General features: G+C 73.5%; 16 protein-coding genes. 5 read left to right on the top strand and 11 right to left on the bottom strand.

The features are described from left to right. Positions 1–102: 102 nt before the first annotated feature. From ACGBYP_RS12480 to ACGBYP_RS12430, 11 genes are all read right to left on the bottom strand, one after another. Positions 103–2283, bottom strand: coding sequence for an MMPL family transporter (locus ACGBYP_RS12480; protein WP_411584487.1), 2181 nt, complete (start codon positions 2281–2283; stop codon positions 103–105). A gap of 3 nt (positions 2284–2286) precedes the next feature. After that, on the bottom strand, positions 2287–2874 hold the full coding sequence (locus ACGBYP_RS12475) for a TetR/AcrR family transcriptional regulator (protein WP_411584485.1): 588 nt from the start codon (positions 2872–2874) through the stop codon (positions 2287–2289). 76 nt (positions 2875–2950) lie between these two features. Further along, a complete protein-coding gene (locus ACGBYP_RS12470; RefSeq protein WP_411584483.1) occupies positions 2951–3595 on the bottom strand; it encodes a 3-oxoacid CoA-transferase subunit B in 645 nt (214 codons plus the stop codon). After that, positions 3595–4308 (bottom strand): CoA transferase subunit A, encoded by a 714-nt coding sequence (locus tag ACGBYP_RS12465; RefSeq protein ID WP_411584481.1) that lies wholly within the window; start codon positions 4306–4308, stop codon positions 3595–3597. Before ACGBYP_RS12465 ends, ACGBYP_RS12470 begins: the two co-directional genes overlap by 1 nt. 25 nt (positions 4309–4333) lie before the next feature. Beyond that, complete coding sequence (locus tag ACGBYP_RS12460) at positions 4334–5812, bottom strand: NAD-dependent succinate-semialdehyde dehydrogenase (RefSeq protein ID WP_411584479.1); 1479 nt, start codon at positions 5810–5812, stop codon at positions 4334–4336. Next, positions 5809–7047, bottom strand: coding sequence for an iron-containing alcohol dehydrogenase (locus ACGBYP_RS12455; RefSeq protein WP_411584477.1), 1239 nt, complete (start codon positions 7045–7047; stop codon positions 5809–5811). Before ACGBYP_RS12455 ends, ACGBYP_RS12460 begins: the two co-directional genes overlap by 4 nt. Beyond that, positions 7040–7795 carry an SDR family NAD(P)-dependent oxidoreductase gene (locus tag ACGBYP_RS12450; protein ID WP_411584475.1) on the bottom strand — a complete coding sequence of 252 codons (756 nt, stop codon included), beginning with the start codon at positions 7793–7795 and terminating at the stop codon, positions 7040–7042. Before ACGBYP_RS12450 ends, ACGBYP_RS12455 begins: the two co-directional genes overlap by 8 nt. After that, on the bottom strand, positions 7792–8592 hold the full coding sequence (locus tag ACGBYP_RS12445; protein ID WP_411584473.1) for an HpcH/HpaI aldolase family protein: 801 nt from the start codon (positions 8590–8592) through the stop codon (positions 7792–7794). Before ACGBYP_RS12445 ends, ACGBYP_RS12450 begins: the two co-directional genes overlap by 4 nt. Continuing rightward, on the bottom strand, positions 8589–9500 hold the full coding sequence (locus ACGBYP_RS12440) for a hypothetical protein (RefSeq protein ID WP_411584471.1): 912 nt from the start codon (positions 9498–9500) through the stop codon (positions 8589–8591). Before ACGBYP_RS12440 ends, ACGBYP_RS12445 begins: the two co-directional genes overlap by 4 nt. Further along, complete coding sequence (locus tag ACGBYP_RS12435) at positions 9497–10450, bottom strand: 3-keto-5-aminohexanoate cleavage protein (protein WP_411584469.1); 954 nt, start codon at positions 10448–10450, stop codon at positions 9497–9499. The genes ACGBYP_RS12440 and ACGBYP_RS12435 overlap by 4 nt, the downstream gene beginning before the upstream one ends. Then, positions 10447–11370, bottom strand: a complete 924-nt coding sequence (locus tag ACGBYP_RS12430) for a DUF6282 family protein (RefSeq protein WP_411584467.1) — start codon at positions 11368–11370, stop codon at positions 10447–10449. The genes ACGBYP_RS12435 and ACGBYP_RS12430 overlap by 4 nt, the downstream gene beginning before the upstream one ends. Before the next feature lie 182 nt (positions 11371–11552). On the opposite strand from ACGBYP_RS12430, the gene ACGBYP_RS12425 reads away from it, so the two are divergent. The 5 genes from ACGBYP_RS12425 to ACGBYP_RS12405 all read left to right on the top strand — a co-directional run bounded on the left by ACGBYP_RS12425 (position 11553) and on the right by ACGBYP_RS12405 (position 16597). Next, the gene (locus tag ACGBYP_RS12425) at positions 11553–12347 is read left to right on the top strand and encodes an IclR family transcriptional regulator (RefSeq protein ID WP_411584465.1); all 795 of its coding nucleotides are present in this window, start codon (positions 11553–11555) and stop codon (positions 12345–12347) included. A gap of 18 nt (positions 12348–12365) precedes the next feature. Further along, on the top strand, positions 12366–13232 hold the full coding sequence (locus ACGBYP_RS12420) for an ABC transporter permease (RefSeq protein WP_411584463.1): 867 nt from the start codon (positions 12366–12368) through the stop codon (positions 13230–13232). Further along, positions 13229–14107 (top strand): ABC transporter permease, encoded by an 879-nt coding sequence (locus ACGBYP_RS12415; RefSeq protein ID WP_411584461.1) that lies wholly within the window; start codon positions 13229–13231, stop codon positions 14105–14107. Before ACGBYP_RS12420 ends, ACGBYP_RS12415 begins: the two co-directional genes overlap by 4 nt. Continuing rightward, positions 14107–15243 (top strand): ABC transporter ATP-binding protein, encoded by a 1137-nt coding sequence (locus ACGBYP_RS12410; protein WP_411584459.1) that lies wholly within the window; start codon positions 14107–14109, stop codon positions 15241–15243. Before ACGBYP_RS12415 ends, ACGBYP_RS12410 begins: the two co-directional genes overlap by 1 nt. A gap of 277 nt (positions 15244–15520) precedes the next feature. Further along, the gene (locus tag ACGBYP_RS12405; protein WP_411584457.1) at positions 15521–16597 is read left to right on the top strand and encodes an extracellular solute-binding protein; all 1077 of its coding nucleotides are present in this window, start codon (positions 15521–15523) and stop codon (positions 16595–16597) included. The last annotated feature ends 25 nt before the right edge of the window (positions 16598–16622 follow it).

The following is a 16622-nucleotide window of genomic DNA, read 5'->3' as shown; positions in this document are numbered from 1 at the left end:
TCCACCACGACGCCCGGTCGCCCGTGCCCGACGAGGTCCATGCCCAGAGAGCACCGCCGCGGCCGGGGATGTGACATCCCCGGCCGCGGCGGTCGGTCGGGCTCAGCGGGCGCCGGCGCCCACCGGCTCGGGGGTGGGGTCGGTCCGGCGCTCCAGCGCGGCGCCCTCGACGTCGAGCCGGGGGAGCCAGCCCAGCCAGCGGGGCAACCACCAGGCCCGCTCGCCGAGCAGCGCCAGCGCGGCGGGCACGACCACCATCCGGACGACGAACGCGTCGACGAGGATGCCGGTCGCCAGCGCGAAGGCGATCGTCTTGATCGTGGCCTCGTCGCCGGTGAAGAACCCGGCGAACACCGCGAACATGATCAGCGCGGCGGCGACCACGACCGGGGCGGCCTGCCGGAAGCCCGTGCGCACGGCGTCCAGCGGGGCGACGCCGTGGCTGTGCGCCTCGTGCATCCGGGAGACCAGGAAGATCTGGTAGTCCATGGCCAGCCCGAACAGGATGCCGATCACCAGGATCGGGGCCAGGCTCAGCAGCGGCCCGGTGCTCGGCACGCCGATGGCGTCGGCCAGCCAGCCCCACTGGAACACCGCCACGGTGGCACCGAGCGAGGCGCCGATGGTGAGCAGGAAGCCCAGCACCCCGACCAGCGGCACGAGCAGCGACCGGAAGACCAGGACCAGCAGGACGAGCGCCAGGCCGACCACCAGCACCAGGTAGACCGGCAGGGCGGCGTCCAGGGACTCCGAGACGTCGACGCTGACCGCGGTGGAGCCGGTGACGTAGGCCTGCACGCCGTCGAGGTCGGCCAGCTGGCCGCGCAGGTCGGAGACCAGCTGCTCGGTGGCCTGGGTGGCCGGGCCGGACGCCGGGACGACGGTGAGCAGCGCCGCGCTGTCGTCGGCGTTCGGGACCGGCGGGGTCAGGGTGACCACGTCGGGCAGGGCGGCGATGCCCGGGCTCGCCGCGGCGGCGGCCCCGGCGGCCCCGGTGCCCTCGATGAGCACGGTGAGCGGGCCGTTGAAGCCCTCGCCGAACCCGGCGGCCAGCAGCTGCTCGGCGCGGGCCTGGGTGCTGTCCTCGGGCATGGCCTGCACCAGCGTGGTCTGCATCGAGAAGAACGGGATCGCGACGACCCCCAGGGCGACCACCGCGGTCAGCAGCGCGACCAGGCGGTGCCGGGTGACCGCGGCGACCCAGCCGGCGAGGAAGCCGCGCCCGCGGGCCGGGACCTCGCTGGTCTCGGGGGGTGCGTCGCGCAGTGCGCGGGGCAGCGCGCGGCGGCCGAGCAGCGCCAGCCCGGCGGGCACCAGGGTGAGCGCGACCAGCACGGCGACGACGATCGTGCCGGCCGCGGCGATGCCCATCTGGGTCAGGAAGGGGATGCCGACGACGGCCAGCCCGACCAGCGCGATGACCACGGTCAGCCCCGCAGTGACGACGGCGGACCCGGCGGTGCCCACGGCGGTGGCGACGGCCGTGCCGACGCTCGCGCCGCGGCGCAGCTCCTGCCGGTAGCGGCTGATGATGAACAGGGCGTAGTCGATGCCGACGGCCAGGCCCAGCATGCCGGCCAGCGCCGAGGTGGTCGAGGTCAGGTCCAGGAACCCGGTGGCGATGGTGATGCCCATGACGCCGACGCCGACCCCGACCACCGCGGTCACCAGGTTCATCCCGGCGGTGACCAGGGTGCCGTAGGTGATGGCCAGCACGACCAGCGCGAGCACGACGCCGACGACCTCGCCCACCCCACCGATGTGCGGGGTCTCGGTCAGCGCCTCGCCGCCGATCTCGACGGTCAGCCCGGCGGCGCGCGCCTGGTCGACGGCGGCCACGAGGGCGTCCTGCTCCTCGACGGTGACCCCGCCGACGGGCTCGCTGTAGGCGACGGTGCTGTAGGCGACGGTCTGATCGGCGTTGACCGCCGGCGCGGCGGGGTCCAGGGGGTTGCTCGCCGAGAGCACGCCCGGCAGCTGACCGAGGTCGGCGACCAGGTCGGTCACGGCCGCGGCCTGGGCGCCGGCGGTGAGCGGGGTGCCGTCGGGGGACTGCACCACCACGCGGGCGGTGGCGCCGTTGCCGCCGGCGCCGAAGTCCTCCTCGATCAGGTCCAGCGCGGTCGTGGACTCCTGGCCGGGGATGGAGAAGGTGCTGGAGGTGGTGCCGGCGAGGGTGGCCGCACCCACGCCGCCCCCGACGAGCACCAGCAGCCAGACCAGCACGACGGCCAGCCGGTGCCGGTGCGAGAACGCCCCGAGTCGGGACAACAACAGAGCCATGGGTCAGGCCTCCACCTGGTCGGAGCTGGGCGTGGTGGCGCTGGGACGGCGGTGGCCGAGCGCGTCGGTGCAGGTGGCGACCACGAACGGCCGCCACTGGGTGGTCTGGGAGTGCTGGTTGGCCGCGAGGGACAGCACGGCGAGGGCGGCGAGCGCGCCCACCACACGGACCACCCGCTCGGTGACGGCGGCCCCGGGCTCGACGCCGAAGGCGCGCAGGGCGGCCTCCCCGGCGCTGGTCGGCGCCGCGTCGACCCCCTGGGTGACGGGGCTGAGCATGAGCGCGATGAGGCCGGGGTGGGCCAGGGCGACGTCGGTCAGCGCCTCCACCGCCCGGCGGTCGCGCTCGGGCCCCGGCGGCAGGTCCTCGACCAGGTCGAGGACCTGCCGCCCCAGGGCGTCGGCCTGGGCCAGCACCGCGGCGTGCAGCGCGTCCTTGGTGGGGAAGTGGTGCAGCAGCCCGGCCTTGGACAGCCCGACGGCGTCGGCGACGGCCTGCACCGAGGTGTGCGCGTACCCGTGCTGGGCGAACAGCGCGGCGGCCCGGTCGAGGATCTGGTCGTCGGCCTGCTGCCGGAACGCTCGGGTCACGGGACGACCGTAACCGCCTCCCGACCGATCTGGTCGGCTGACCGACCAGATCGGTCGGTGGGTTCGCTCACACGGGTCAGGCCGCGGGCGCGCGCTCCACGGTGAACTCCGCGCCGGTCAGCCGGCGCAGCTCCTCGACGTCCACGCCGGGCGCGGTGGCGGTGAGCACCAGGCCGCCGGGGGTGACGTCGAAGTCGGCCCGGTCGGTGACGATCCGGTCGACGACCCCGGCGCCGGTCAGCGGCAGGGTGCAGGTGGCGACCACCTTCGGCGAGCCGTCCTTGGCGACGTGGTCGGTGAGCACCACGACCCGCCGGGCCCCGGCCACCAGGTCCATCGCCCCGCCCATGCCCTTGACCAGGGCGCCGGGGATGGCCCAGTTGGCCAGGTCGCCGCGGGCGGAGACCTGCATCGCGCCGAGCACCGCGACGTCGATGTGCCCGCCGCGGATCATCGCGAAGGACGTCGCCGAGTCGAAGTAGCTGGCCCCGGGCGCCGCGGTCACCGTCTGCTTGCCGGCGTTGACCAGGTCGGCGTCCTCCTCGCCGGCGAAGGGGAACGGGCCGATGCCCAGCAGACCGTTCTCGCTGTGCAGCGTCACCCGGACGCCGGGCGGGACGTGGTCGACCACCAGCGTCGGGATGCCGATGCCCAGGTTGACGTAGGCGCCGTCGGCCAGCTCGGCGGCCGCCCGGGCCGCCATCTCGTGCCGGGTCCACATCAGACCGCCACCTCCTCCGGCGCCGGGCGGACCGTGCGCTGCTCGATGGGCTTGACCCGCGGCGCGGCCTGCACCAGGTGGTGCACGAAGACGCCGGGGGTGTGCACCTGGTCGGGGTCGAGGTGGACCGCCGACACCGCCTCGGCCTCGGCGATCGTCACCCGACCGGCGGTGGCGACCACCGGGTTGAAGTTCCGCGCCGTCTTCCGGAACACCAGGTTCCCCTCGAGGTCGGCGGCCGCGGCGTGCACGAGCGCGACGTCGGCGACGATGGCGCGCTCGAGCACGCAGGTGCGGCCGTCGAAGTCCGCGTGCGGCTTGCCCTCGGCGACCGGCGTGCCCACCCCGGTGGGGGTGTAGAACGCCGGGATGCCCGCGCCGCCGGCCCGCAGCCGCTCGGCCAGCGTGCCCTGCGGGACGAACTCGACGTCCAGCTCACCGGCCAGGTAGCGGGCGGCGAACAGCTTGTTCTCCCCGACGTAGGAGGCGATCACCCGGCGCACCTGCCCGGTCTCCAGCAGCAGGCCCAGGCCCGTGCCGTCGATCCCCATGTTGTTGGAGACCACGGTGAGGTCACCGGCGCCGCTGTCGCGCAGGGCCTCGATCAGGTCGAACGGGTTGCCGGACAGGCCGAAGCCGCCGACCGCGACGGTCATGCCGTCGCGCACGGTGTCCGCGACCACCGCCGCGGTGCTGCTGCGCAGCTTGCTCACGATGTGCTCCTCGAGGTCGGGCCGGTCAGGCGGTGAGCGCGATGTACTTCTCCTCGAGGAACTCCAGGATCCCCTCGGAGCTCCCCTCGCGACCCAGGCCGCTCTGCTTGACGCCGCCGAAGGGCGCGGCCGGGTCGCTGACGACGCCGCGGTTGACCGCGACCATCCCGGCCTCGAGGCGAGAGGCGACCGCCATGGCCTCCCGCTCCTCGCCGAACACGTAGGCCATCAGGCCGTAGATCGTGTCGTTGGCCATGCGGACGGCGTCGTCCACGTCGTCGTAGCGGACCACCGCGGTGACCGGGCCGAAGATCTCGGTGGCGTTGATCGCCGACCCGTGCCGGACGCCGGTGACCAGGGTGGCGTCGTAGAACGCGCCCTCGGCCGACGACCGCCCGCCGCGGACGACGGTCGCCCCCTCGGCCACCGCGCCGGCGACCAGGTCGGCCACCTTGTCCCGCTCCCACACCGACACCAGCGCCCCCAGGCCGTTGCCGCGGTCCAGTCCCGGTCCGACCCGCACCCGGCCCAGCGCGTCGCCCATCCGGGCGACGAACTCGTCGTGCAGCGAGCCGTGCACGTAGAAGCGGTTGGCCGCGGTGCACGCCGAGCCGCCGTTGCGCATCTTCGCCAGCAGCGCCCCCTCGACGGCGACGTCCAGGTCGGCGCCGGGCAACACGATCAACGGGGCGTTGCCGCCCAGCTCCATCGCGGCGCTGACCACGCTGTCGGCGCAGGCGTGCAGCAGCTCGCGGCCGACCTCGGTCGAGCCGGTGAACGACAGCTTGCGCACCTCCGGCCGGTCCAGCATCGCCTTGACCAGCGGGCCGGTGGGCACCGGGGTCACCAGGTTGACCACGCCGCGCGGGACGCCGACCCGGTGCAGCACGTCGACGACGTAGGCCGCGGTCAGCGGGGTCTCCCGGGCGGGCTTGAGGATCGTGGTGCACCCGGCGGCCAGCGCCGGGGCGAGCTTGCGGGTGGCCATGGCGGCCGGGAAGTTCCACGGCGTGATCAGCAGCGAGACGCCGATCGGCTGTCGGTCGACCACGATCCGCTTGTCGCCGGCGGGGGAGAGCCGGTAGTCGCCGGGCACGCGCACGGCCTCCTCGGCGAACCAGCGGAAGAACTCCTTCGCGTAGGTCGCCTCGCCGATCGCGTCCGACCAGGACTTGCCGTTCTCGCGCACCATCAGCTCGGCGAAGTGCTCGACCTCGGCGGTGAGCACGTCGTAGGCGGCGCGCAGCAGCTCGCTGCGCGCCCGCGGGGCGGTCGCCGCCCAGCCCTCCTGTGCGGCGACCGCGGCGTCGACCGCGGCCTGGCAGTCGGCGTCGGTGGCGACCGCGAAGCCGGCGATCACCGAGCCGTCGCTGGGGTCGACGACGTCGAACCGGCGGCCCCCGGACCCGGACCGCCACTCCCCGTCGATGAACAGGTCGCACCGCAGGGGTGCGGCCGGAGTCTCGGTCGTGGGGTCCGCGACGGTGATGTCGGGGGTGGTCATGCGACGCTCCGATCGGTCAGGAGTCCGGCGTGGGCGTGCTCGAGGAGCTCGAGCAGCAGTTCTCGGGTGGGGTCGACCGGCGCGATGGCGAGCAGCCGGGCCGAGCGGAGCCCCAGGTCGGCGACGTGCGGCAGCTGGTCGCGGTCGATGCCGATCGCAGCCAGGTCCGCGGGGACGCCGATCGCCGCGTTGATCGCCACGACCCGGGCGACGGTGCGTTCGGCCGAGGCCTCGGTGACCGGGATGCCCTCCAGGGCGGCGCCGAGCGCGGCGATCCGCTCGGCGACGGCCGGGTCCTGCCGCAGCAGGTCGAGCACGTAGGGCAGCAGCAGCCCGGTGCCGAGGCCGTGCGGCGTCTTGGTGAGCCCGCCGATCGGGTACTGCAGGGCGTGGCACAGGTGCGTGCCGGTCGAGCCGAAGGCGACCCCGCCGAGCAGCGCGCCGCGGGCCACCTCGCCGCGGGCCTGCCGGTTGCCGGGCTCGGCCACCGCGACCGGCAGCCACGGCCCCAGGTGCGCGGCCGCCTGCAGCGCGATCGGCTCCGCGAGGGCGTTGCGCCCGGTGAACACCGGCAGGGGTGCCGACCAGTCCAGCTCCAGCGGCCGGGCCGTGTAGGACTCCACCGCGTGCACGAGGGCGTCGATGCCGGAGAAGGCGGTGACGCTCGCGGGTGCCCCGAGGGTGAGCTCGGGGTCGACGACCGCGGCGGCGGGCACCAGGAAGGGGGAGGAGATGCCCACCTTGAGCTCGCGCTCGGGGTCGGACACCACCGCGACCGGGGTGACCTCCGAGCCGGTGCCGGCCGTCGTGGGCACCGCCACGATCGGCACGACCGGGCCGGGCACCTGGTTCTCGCCGTAGTAGCGCGGCAGCGGTCCGTCCAAGCGGGACAGCAGCGCCACGACCTTCGCGGCGTCCAGGGCGCTGCCCCCGCCGATGGCCAGGACGACGTCGGCGCCGTGCTCCCGGGCCACCTCCGCGGCCGCGGTCAGGGTGGGAACCGGCAGCTCGGGGGTGATGTCGGAGTAGACCCGCACCTGCAGGCCGGCCGCGGTGAGGGAGTCGACGACCTCGGTGAGCACCGAGGTGCCCACGAGGAACGGGTCGACGACGGCGAGCACCCGCCGGCCGTGCACGGCGACGACCTCGGGCAGTTGGGCGCGGGCGCCGTACCCGAAGTGCACCCGGGCGGGGAGCCGCAGCGTGCCGATCTGCGTGCTGGCGTCCTCAGGCAACGAACCCACCGTCCACGGGCAGGATCACGCCGGACAGGTGGCTGGCGCGCTCGCTGAGCAGGAACGACACGACGTTGCCGACCTCGGCGCCGGTGCCGGCCTTGCGCAGCGGGGTGGCGGCGATGCGCGCCTCGACCCCGCCGGGGATCGCCTGCCGGGTCTTCTCCAGCATCGGCGTCTCGGTGGGGCCGGGGGCGACCACGTTGACCCGGATGCCCAGCGGGCCGACGTCGTGCGCCGCGGTGCGCGTCAGCCCGATGACGGCGTGCTTGCTGGCCTGGTAGCCGCCCATGCCCGGGCTGCCGCGCAGCCCGCCGATGCTGCTGACGTTGACGATCGAGCCCGCGCCCTGGGCCTCCATCACCCGGATCTCCTCCCGCAGGCACAGCCAGGTGCCCTTGACGTTGACCGCGAGCAGCCGGTCGAAGTCGGCCTCGCTCACCTGGTCCAGCCGGCCGGCCTGGGTCATCGCGGCGTTGTTGAACGCCCCGTCGAGCCGGCCGAAGCGCTCGACGGTCGCGTCGACGAAGCGGGCCACATCGGCGGCGACCGCGACGTCTCCGGTGGTGCAGGCGACGTCGTGACCGGCGGCGGCGAGCTCGTCGGTCAGCGCCTGCAGTGGGCCGGCGGTGCGGGCGACCAGCATCAGACTGGCGCCGTCGGCGGCCAGCACGCGGGCGGTGTCGGCGCCGATGCCGGCGCTGGCGCCGACCACGAGTACGACCCGGCCGCTCAGCGGCTCACTCATCTGCTCTCCTCGTGCATGGGGAAGGGGACCGTGCGACCCGCATCGACCGCGGCCCTGGCGGCGGTGCCGAGCAGGGTGGCGTCGTTGCTGAGCAGGGTGAAGGTGAAGCCGGTCTCGACGGCCGCGCGCACCGAGGCGGCGGTCGCGCCGCCGGCGTTGCCCACCGGCACCCCGGCGGCCCGGCCGGCCTGGACCGCGGCGGCGATCAGGGTGGTGACGGCCGGGTCGTCCGGGGCGCGGCCCTCGCTGACCGCGAGGTCGGCGGCCCCGACGAGCAGGGCGTCCACGCCGTCGACCGAGGCGATCTCCCGGGCGTTCCGGACGCCGGTCGCGCTCTCGACCTGGGCGATGAGCACGACCTCCTCCCGGCCGTAGCGCAGGTACTCGGCCAGCGGGGTGGCCCCCCAGGCGCCGGCCCGGCTGGTCGCGCCGACACCACGGGTGCCCCGGGGCGGGAAGCGCACCGCGGCCACCGCCGCCTGCGCCTGCTCGACCGTGTCGACGTGCGGGAACATCACGCCCTCGGCACCGGCGTCGAGGACCCGCTGCACCAGGCCGGGATGCGGGTCGGCGACCCGCACGATCGGCGAGACCCCGGTGTGCAGGGCGGTGCCGATCAGCCGGAACGCCGACTCCAGGTCGATGGGGGAGTGCTCCAGGTCGATGACGACGAAGTCGAAGCCGGCCAGCGCGACCAGCTCCACCACCTCGGTCGCCGGGATCTTCACCCAGGTGCCCAGCGCCGGGCCCCGGCGCTGGGCGAGGGCGGCGCGGAACAGGCTGGTGCGCGCGCTCACCGCGCCGGGTAGTCGTCGGCGTTGAGCACCCAGCCGGACTCGGAGAAGTCGACCCGCGGCGGGGAGAACAGGTCGATGAGCTGCTGGTGGTCGCCCACGCCCTGGGTGGTGTGCACGGTCGGCGGGGGGATGACGCAGATCGAGGGGGTGGCGATCTCGCGGTTCTCGTCGGGCCGCCACTGGGCACGGTCCGGGCCCCACGGGTAGCGGATGTGGTGCTCGAACCGGCCCTGCACGGCGAGGGAGACCTGCTCGAAGTCGTCGTGGGTGTGCGGCGACAGCTTCTGCGCGTTGCGCGGCGCGGGCTCCTCGGCGAGGAAGTTCACCATCAGGTTGGTGGTGCGGAAGATCCGTCCGAACCGGCCCTCGGCGATGGGGGTGTCGGCGAGCCGGTAGACCCGCAGCGCGAAGCCGCCCACCGGGTCCGGCCAGGGCACCAGCGGGGCGGCGCGCGGGTCGGGCTCGACGTAGACGTCGGCGTTGAGCGCGGCGGCGGTGAGGTCGCCGGCCACCACGGAGAACAGCCGGATGAGCACGCCGTCGGTGTCGACGCGCACCTCGCTGTCGCCCGGCGGGACGACGACGAGCGCCTCCTCGGCGACGGACTCGGTGCGGTGGCCGGCGGTGACCGTGATCGCGGCGCTGCCGGAGTACATGAGCACCGTGTACTCGTCGGGCTGGCCGCTGCGGGGGAACACGTCGCCGGCCTTCGCGTCGGTGTAGGCGACCACCAGGTTGGCGGCGCGGGCGACCCAGGTGCGGCTGCCGTGGGCGTGCGTCTCCGACGGCGGCAGGGCCAGGAACTCGATCCACTGCGCGGGCCGGATCGGGGTGGCGGGGTCGACGGCCTGCTGCGGGGCGGCGGTCGTCAGGGTCGAGCGGATGTCGTCGGCGGCGTAGGTGGTCATGCCAGGGCCCTGCCCTTCGGGGAGTCGGTGGGGGTGGAGCGGCCGCGCAGCGCGAGCAGCGCGCGGGCGTCGTCCGGGGTGGCGATCTGCTTGCCGAGGTCCTCGACGACGGCGCGGATCTTGGTGACCTGCTGGGCGTTCGTCTCGGCGAGGCGGCCCTTGCCGAGCCACACGTTGTCCTCGAGCCCGACGCGGACGTGCCCGCCGAGCCAGGCGCTGTGGGTGGCGAACTGCATCTGGTCCTTCCCCGCGGCGAAGGCGGAGAAGGAGTAGTCGTCGCCGAAGAGCTTGTCGGCGATCCGCACCATGTGCTCGAGGTTCTCGTGGTCGGCCCCGATCCCGCCGAGGATCCCGAACACGCCCTGGACCAGCAGGGGGGCCTCGACCAGTCCCTTGTCGACGAAGTACGCCAGGGAGTACAGGTGGCCGATGTCGTAGCACTCGAACTCGAACCGGGTCCCGGCCGCGCCCAGGGTGCGCATCGTGTGCTCGATCTGGGCGAAGCTGTTGACGAAGGGGTGGCTGTACGTGGCCCGCACGTACGGCTCCTCCCAGTCGTACCGCCACTCGGTGACCCGGTCGGCGATCCCCGAGTACACGAAGTTCATCGAGCCCATGTTCATCGAGGCGAGCTCCGGGGCGAACTCCGTCGCCCCGGCCAGCCGCTGCTGCATGGACATCTGCGACGAGCCGCCGGTGGTGATGTTGACGACCGCGTCGGTGGCCTCGGTGATGCGCGGGACGATCTCGGCGAACACCTCCGGCTCCCAGGCCGGGCGGCCGTCGGGGTGCCGGGCGTGCAGGTGCACGACGGCCGAGCCGGCCTCGACCGCGCCCAGCGCCGCCTCGACCACCTGGTCGGTGGTCAGCGGCAGGTAGGGGCTCTGCGAGGGGACGTTGACCGAGCCGGTGACCGCGGTCGTGATGACGACCTTGTCGGCCCGCCTCACCGGTTGCTCTCCTCGAGCCCGAGGAGGAAGGCGGTGTTCCGGCAGATCATCTGCCGGATGTCGTCGGCCGGGATGCCGTGGTCGAGCAGTTGCTCGACGACCAGCAGGTAGGCGTCGACCGGCAGCGGGTTGCCGACCTGGCCGAGGTCGGAGTTGATGACCGTGCGTTCGGGGCCGATCCGGCGGATCCAGTCGACGAGCTGCTCGATCGGCCAGTCGGGTGCGGTCACGCGCGGGTCGTACATCGACAGCTCGTGCTCGACGAAGGCGCCCAGCCCCAGCATCTTCTCGATCGCCTGCTCGGAGGCCTTGATGATGTAGTCGGGGTGGTGGACCAGCATCCGCGTCACCCCGTTGCGCTGCGCGGTCTCGAACCAGGCCACCATCGACTCGCCGTCCAGGTGGCCGCCGGTGAGCAGGATGCCGGCGTCGGCGACCAGCCGGGTGACCAGGTCGGTCTCGGCGGACACGTCGCCGGAGGCGTCGAAGACCGACACCTCCTGCTCGTAGAGGTTGCCGGTGTTGTGCGGGAAGCCGTCGTCGTGGCGGTGCGCCTCGATGTGCTGGCCGGCCGAGACCGTGGGGCCCCAGACGCACCTCCCGCCCATGTTGATCGCCACGGCGACCGCGGACGGGTTGATGCCGCCGACCTCGGAGTTCATCGCGACCCCGCCGTACATGGGTGTCGGCGCGTCGCGCAGCTGCGGGCCCATGGCCAGCAGGTCCATGACGGTGTTGTGGTGGTGGGACTTCACCAGGGCCGCCCGCATGCCGATCCGGGCCCCCTCGTAGGAGGCCTCGACGTGGTCCAGGCGCCGCGGGAACGGGCTCGGGCCGGAGTGGCAGTGCAGGTCGACGGTGCCGTCGAGGACCTTCAGCAGAGCAGGGCTCGGTGCGGGTCCGGCGTCCGTGGTGACCATCCGGGGACCTCCTGTGTTCGGGATGCGTATCGGATGTTCACGCTACGCACAGCGTATGAGGGCTGTCCACCCCCGTGCCTGCGTGTTGTTCGTGATGTGAAGTCGGTGATTGCATCGTGAACTGTGACCTGCTTGACTCCCACCGCAGAGCGCACCGACGCGCTCCGATGAGGGGGTGGGGCATGTCCGTCGCACCGATCGGCCGGCGTCCCCCGGCGACCGCGGGACCGCGGCGCGGGCCTGTGGAGCCCGAGGCCGACCGCACCCCGATCCAGGCGATCGAGCGGGCGGCCAACGTCCTGTCCCTGCTGGACCAGGACACCCGCACGCTCACCGCGTCCCTGGTGGCCGAGCGGCTCGGGCTCAACCGCACGACGGCGCACCGCTACCTGCAGGCGCTGCAGCGGGCCGGCTTCCTCAGCTCCACGGCGGGCCCGGGACCGCTGTTGGACCAGTTGTCGGCGCTGGTGTCGGTGCGCCAGCAGGTGCTCACGCTGGCCCCGGCGGTCATGCGCCAGCTCAGCGACTCGACCGGGTTGACCACCGTGCTCAGCTTCCTGGGCCGCACCGGCGCCGTCGTGACGCTGGTGGAGGAGCCGCAGCAGGGCACCATCCTGCTGACCGTCCGCGTCGGCACGGTGCTGGAGACCAAAGCAGCGCAGACCCGGGTGCTGCTGGCCTTCCGCTCCGACCCGGCGGTGGTCACCCGCGCCCACGCCGGGCTGTCGGCGGCCGAGGCCGCCGAGGAGCGCGCCGCCCTGCAGCGGGTCCGCCAGCACCGGGTCGCCTGGGCCGACCTGCACCGGGCCGGGCTCGCCTCGGTCGCGGTGCCGGTCTTCGCCACGTACGACGTGCAGGCCGCCATGGCCCTCATCGGCACCACCACCATGCTCAACCGCTCCGACCAGACGTCGGCGGAGCGGGTCCAGGCGTTGCAGGACGCGGCCGCCGGCCTCGGCTCCGTGCTCGCCGGCTAGTCGAAAGGTGGACCCCTCGTGACACTCCCCGTACGGCGCAGGGTGCCGCGACCGCACTGGTTGCTGCTGTTGCCGGCGCTGGCGTTGCTGGCCGCCGTCCTGCTGGTGCCCCTCGTGCAGAGCTTCCTGCGCAGCGTGGGCGCCCCCGAGCTGACCGGCGAGCACTGGTCGGCGCTGTTCACCGACGGGGTGACCCTGCGGGTGCTGCTGCGCACCGCGCAGACGGCCCTGCTGGTCACCGTGATCGCCTTCGCCCTCGGCTACCCCTACGCCTACGTGATGACCCGGGTCGGGCCGCGGATGCGGGCGGTGCTGCTGGTCGTCGTGCTGGTGCCGTTCTGGACGTCGGTGATGGCCCGCAACTTCGCCTGGATCCTGATCCTGCAGCGCGGCGGGCCGGTCGACGAGTTCTTCGGGCTCTTCGGGCTGGACGTGGTGCTCTACGGCAAGGTCTCCGGCGTCGCGATCGCGATGAGCCAGGTGCTGCTGCCGTTCATGGTGCTGCCGCTGTTCAGCGCGCTGTCGGGCATCGACCGCCGCCTGCTGCTGGCCGCCCGCGGGCTCGGCTCCTCGCCGCTGGTGGCCTTCTGGAGGATCTACTGGCCGCTGTCGCGGTCCGGGGTCACCGCGGGCCTCATCCTGGTCTTCACCCTCAGCCTGGGCTTCTACGTCACGCCCGCCCTGCTCGGTACCCCGCAGGAGTCGCTGATCGCCCAGCTGCTCGCACAGCGCACCACCCAGCTGCTGGACTTCGCCGGCGCCGGTGCGCTCGGCACGCTCGTGCTCGTCGTCACCCTGGTGCTGGTGGCCTGGACCAACCGCGTCGGCGGCACGGTCTCGGCCATCGGCGTCGTCGCCACCACCGCCCCCAAGGAGCAGCGATGACCACCTCGGCCCAGCTCGAGGTCCCGGCGCCCGAGGCGCCGGCGCCCGCCGACCCGCCGCCGGCCCGCCGCCGCCAGCGCGCGGTGGACGCCGTCCCGTGGTGGCTGCGGCTGGTGGTGGCGGCGGTGGCGCTGTTCTTCGTGCTGCCCACGCTCTTCGTCATCCCGATGAGCTTCAGCTCGGCGACGACGTTCAGCTTCCCGCCCGAGGGCTTCTCCCTGCAGCTGTACCGCAACTTCTTCACCGACCCGGTGTGGCTGGACTCGCTGCGCAACTCGTTCCTGGTCGCGGTGGTCGCGGCCACGCTGGCGACCCTGGTCGGCACCGCGGCGGCGGTCGGGCTGCACAACCTCACCGGCCGGCTGGCCCGGCTGGCCCGCACGGTGCTGATGATCTCGATCGTCACGCCCGGCATCGTCATCGCCGTCGTCGTCTACATCTCGTTCCTCAAGTGGCACCTGGTGGGCAGCTTCACCGGGTACGTGCTCGCGCACGCCGCGATCGGCATGCCGTTCGTGCTGGTGTCGGTCACCAGCGCGCTGAGCAGTTTCGACTCCAAGCTGCTGCGGGCCTCGGCGTCGCTGGGCGCCCCGCCGCTGCGCACGTTCCGGTACGTCACGCTGCCGCTGATCAGCCGGGGCGTGATCACGGGGGCCGTGTTCGCCTTCGTGACCTCCTTCGACGAGGTGGTCATCGCGCTCTTCCTGCGCTCGCCCAAGTTCCAGACGCTGCCCGTGCAGATGTTCAACAGCGTCACCTTCGAGGTCGACCCGACCATCGCCGCGTCCTCCAGCCTGGTGGTCACCGCGGTCACCGTGCTGTGCCTCGTCCCGCTGCTGCTGGGCAGCCGGCGCAAGAACCGACAGGAGTCCTGATGTCCGCCACCACCTCCACCGCCGTCGCCGCCGGGTCCACCGGGGCGCCGGCCCGCGCCGGGACGCAGATCCGGCTGACCGACGTCGTGAAGGACTACGGCCTGGCCGTGCCCGCCGTCGCCGGGGTCTCGCTGACCATCGAGCCGGGGGAGTTCATGACCCTGCTCGGCCCCAGCGGCTCGGGCAAGACCACGACGCTGAACCTCATCGCCGGCTTCGAGACGCTCACCTCGGGGACGATCGCGTTCAACGGCGAGGACGTCAGCACGCTCCCGCCGCACAAGCGCGACCTGGGGATGCTGTTCCAGAACTACGCGCTGTTCCCGCACATGACGGTCGCGCAGAACGTCGCCTACCCGCTGCGGGAGCGGAAGGTGCCCAAGCCCGAGATCGCCCGCCGGGTGGCCGAGGTGCTCGAGCTGGTCCAGCTGACCGGGCGCGACGACAACGTCCCCTCCCAGCTGTCCGGCGGGCAGCAGCAGCGCGTGGCGCTGGCCCGGGCGATCGTGTTCGGGCCCAAGGCGCTGCTGCTGGACGAGCCGCTGGGGGCGCTGGACCGCAACCTGCGCGGCGCGCTGCAGGCGGAGATCCAGCGCATCCACCGGGAGGTGGGCTCGACGTTCGTCTTCGTCACCCACGACCAGGAGGAGGCGATGAGCCTCTCGGACCGGATCGCGCTGTTCAACAACGGCCGGATCGAGCAGGTCGGCTCACCCGAGACGCTGTACCGGGCGCCGGAGACGCTGTTCACCGCGCGCTTCCTCGGCGACTCCAACGTCTTCGAGCTCGCCGACGCCCCCGGCGCCACCGCCGGCTGGGGCGGCCAGCGGTGGGACCTCGACCCGCGGACGGTCGCCGAGCGCGCCCGGGCGACCGGTCGGGCCGCGCTCGTGGTGCGGCCGGAGGACGTGCACGTCGCCGAGCCCGGCGACGTCGTCCCGCCGGGCGCCAACGCCGTCCCCGCCACGGTGACCGACGTGCAGTACCTGGGGTCCTACCGCACCGTGGTGCTCTCCTACGGCGCCGGTGACGTGGTCGGCCGCGCCCGGGTCGACGCCTCCGGCACGGGGGTGGCGGTCGGGCAGCCCGTGGTCGCCTGGTGGCGCGTGGACCGCCAGCGGGTGGTCGCTCGCTGACCTGCTCCGGCGGACCGGGACGCCGCGCGGCGAGCTGCCGCGCGGCGTCCCCGCGCGTGCCGGGCCGGTCCGGCCGCCGGCCCGGCACGGGGCTCTCACCTGCGCGTTCACGATGTGCACGGAGCCGTCCCAGAGGTGGCGGACTTTCTCAGATGCGAGCGCGGCGATGCTTGCGGCGGCTCGCCGACCGGGTCTAGCGTTCACATGACGATGTCGTACATCACATGCCGAACATTCGATGGGCCTCACGAGCCCGCTCTCCAGGGAAGTGACAACGATGCCACGATCCACGCGCGCGCTCGGGACCCTCGGTGCAGTCCTCCTGCTCGCCCCGCTGGCCGCCTGCGGCGGCAGTGACGACGCGGCCGCGGCCGACGGCGGCTCGGCCACCGAGGCCGAGCTGACCTTCGTCGGCTACGGCGGCGACGGCCAGGACGCCATGATCGAGGACTGGCAGGAGCCGTTCACCGCAGCCAACCCGGGCATCACCTTCGTCAACACCTCGCCGCCGGACGTGGCCCAGGTCAAGGCCCAGGTCGAGGCCGGCGCGGTCTCCTGGGACGTCGTGGCGGTCGCCCCGGCAGCCGCCCAGCAGAACTGCGGGACGCTCTTCCAGCCGGTCGAGTACACCGGCGTCCCGGAGACCGACCTGGTCGAGGGCGCGGTGGGCGAGTGCTACGTCGGCGGCTTCATCAACTCCACGCCCTTCGCCTACCGCACCGAGGCGTTCCCGGACCCGGCGACGGCGCCGAAGACGATCGAGGACTTCTTCGACGTCCAGGCGTTCCCCGGGCAGCGCGGCATCCTGACCAACGTCCAGAACGGCATCCTCGAGTACCCGCTGCTGGCCGACGGCGTCGCGCCGGACGCGATGTACCCGCTCGACGTGGACCGGGCGCTGGCCAAACTGGACACCATCCGCGACGTGACGACCTTCGCGCCCAACGTCGGCGCGCTGCAGCAGGCGGTGGGCTCGGGGCAGGTCGACATGTTCATGCTCTCGGACTCCCGCCTGCTGCCGCTGCTGGAGCAGGGGCTGGACGCCACCATCGTCTGGGACAAGACGGTGACCACGCTCAGCGCCTTCGCCGTCCCGAAGGGCGCCCCCAACGGCGCGGCCGCGTCGAAGTTCGTCTCCTCGCTCACCGACCCGGCGGCCGTGGCCGCGATCTCCGCGGACCTGGGCACCGCGCCGACCAACACCAAGGCCGAGCTCCAGCTGTCGGAGAACCAGAAGAAGCTGGAGGTCTACGGGCCGGTCAACACCGGCGAGACCGTCCTGCAGGACGTCGACTGGTACGCCGAGAACTACAACGAGGTCACCACGAAGCTCACCAACTGGCTGGCGGGCTGACGTGTCGGCGGTCGGCGCGCAGAGT

Source organism: Modestobacter sp. SSW1-42 (assembly GCF_046635825.1).
GTDB lineage: Bacteria > Actinomycetota > Actinomycetes > Mycobacteriales > Geodermatophilaceae > Modestobacter.
This window is presented reverse-complemented; position numbering and strand designations above follow the sequence as displayed.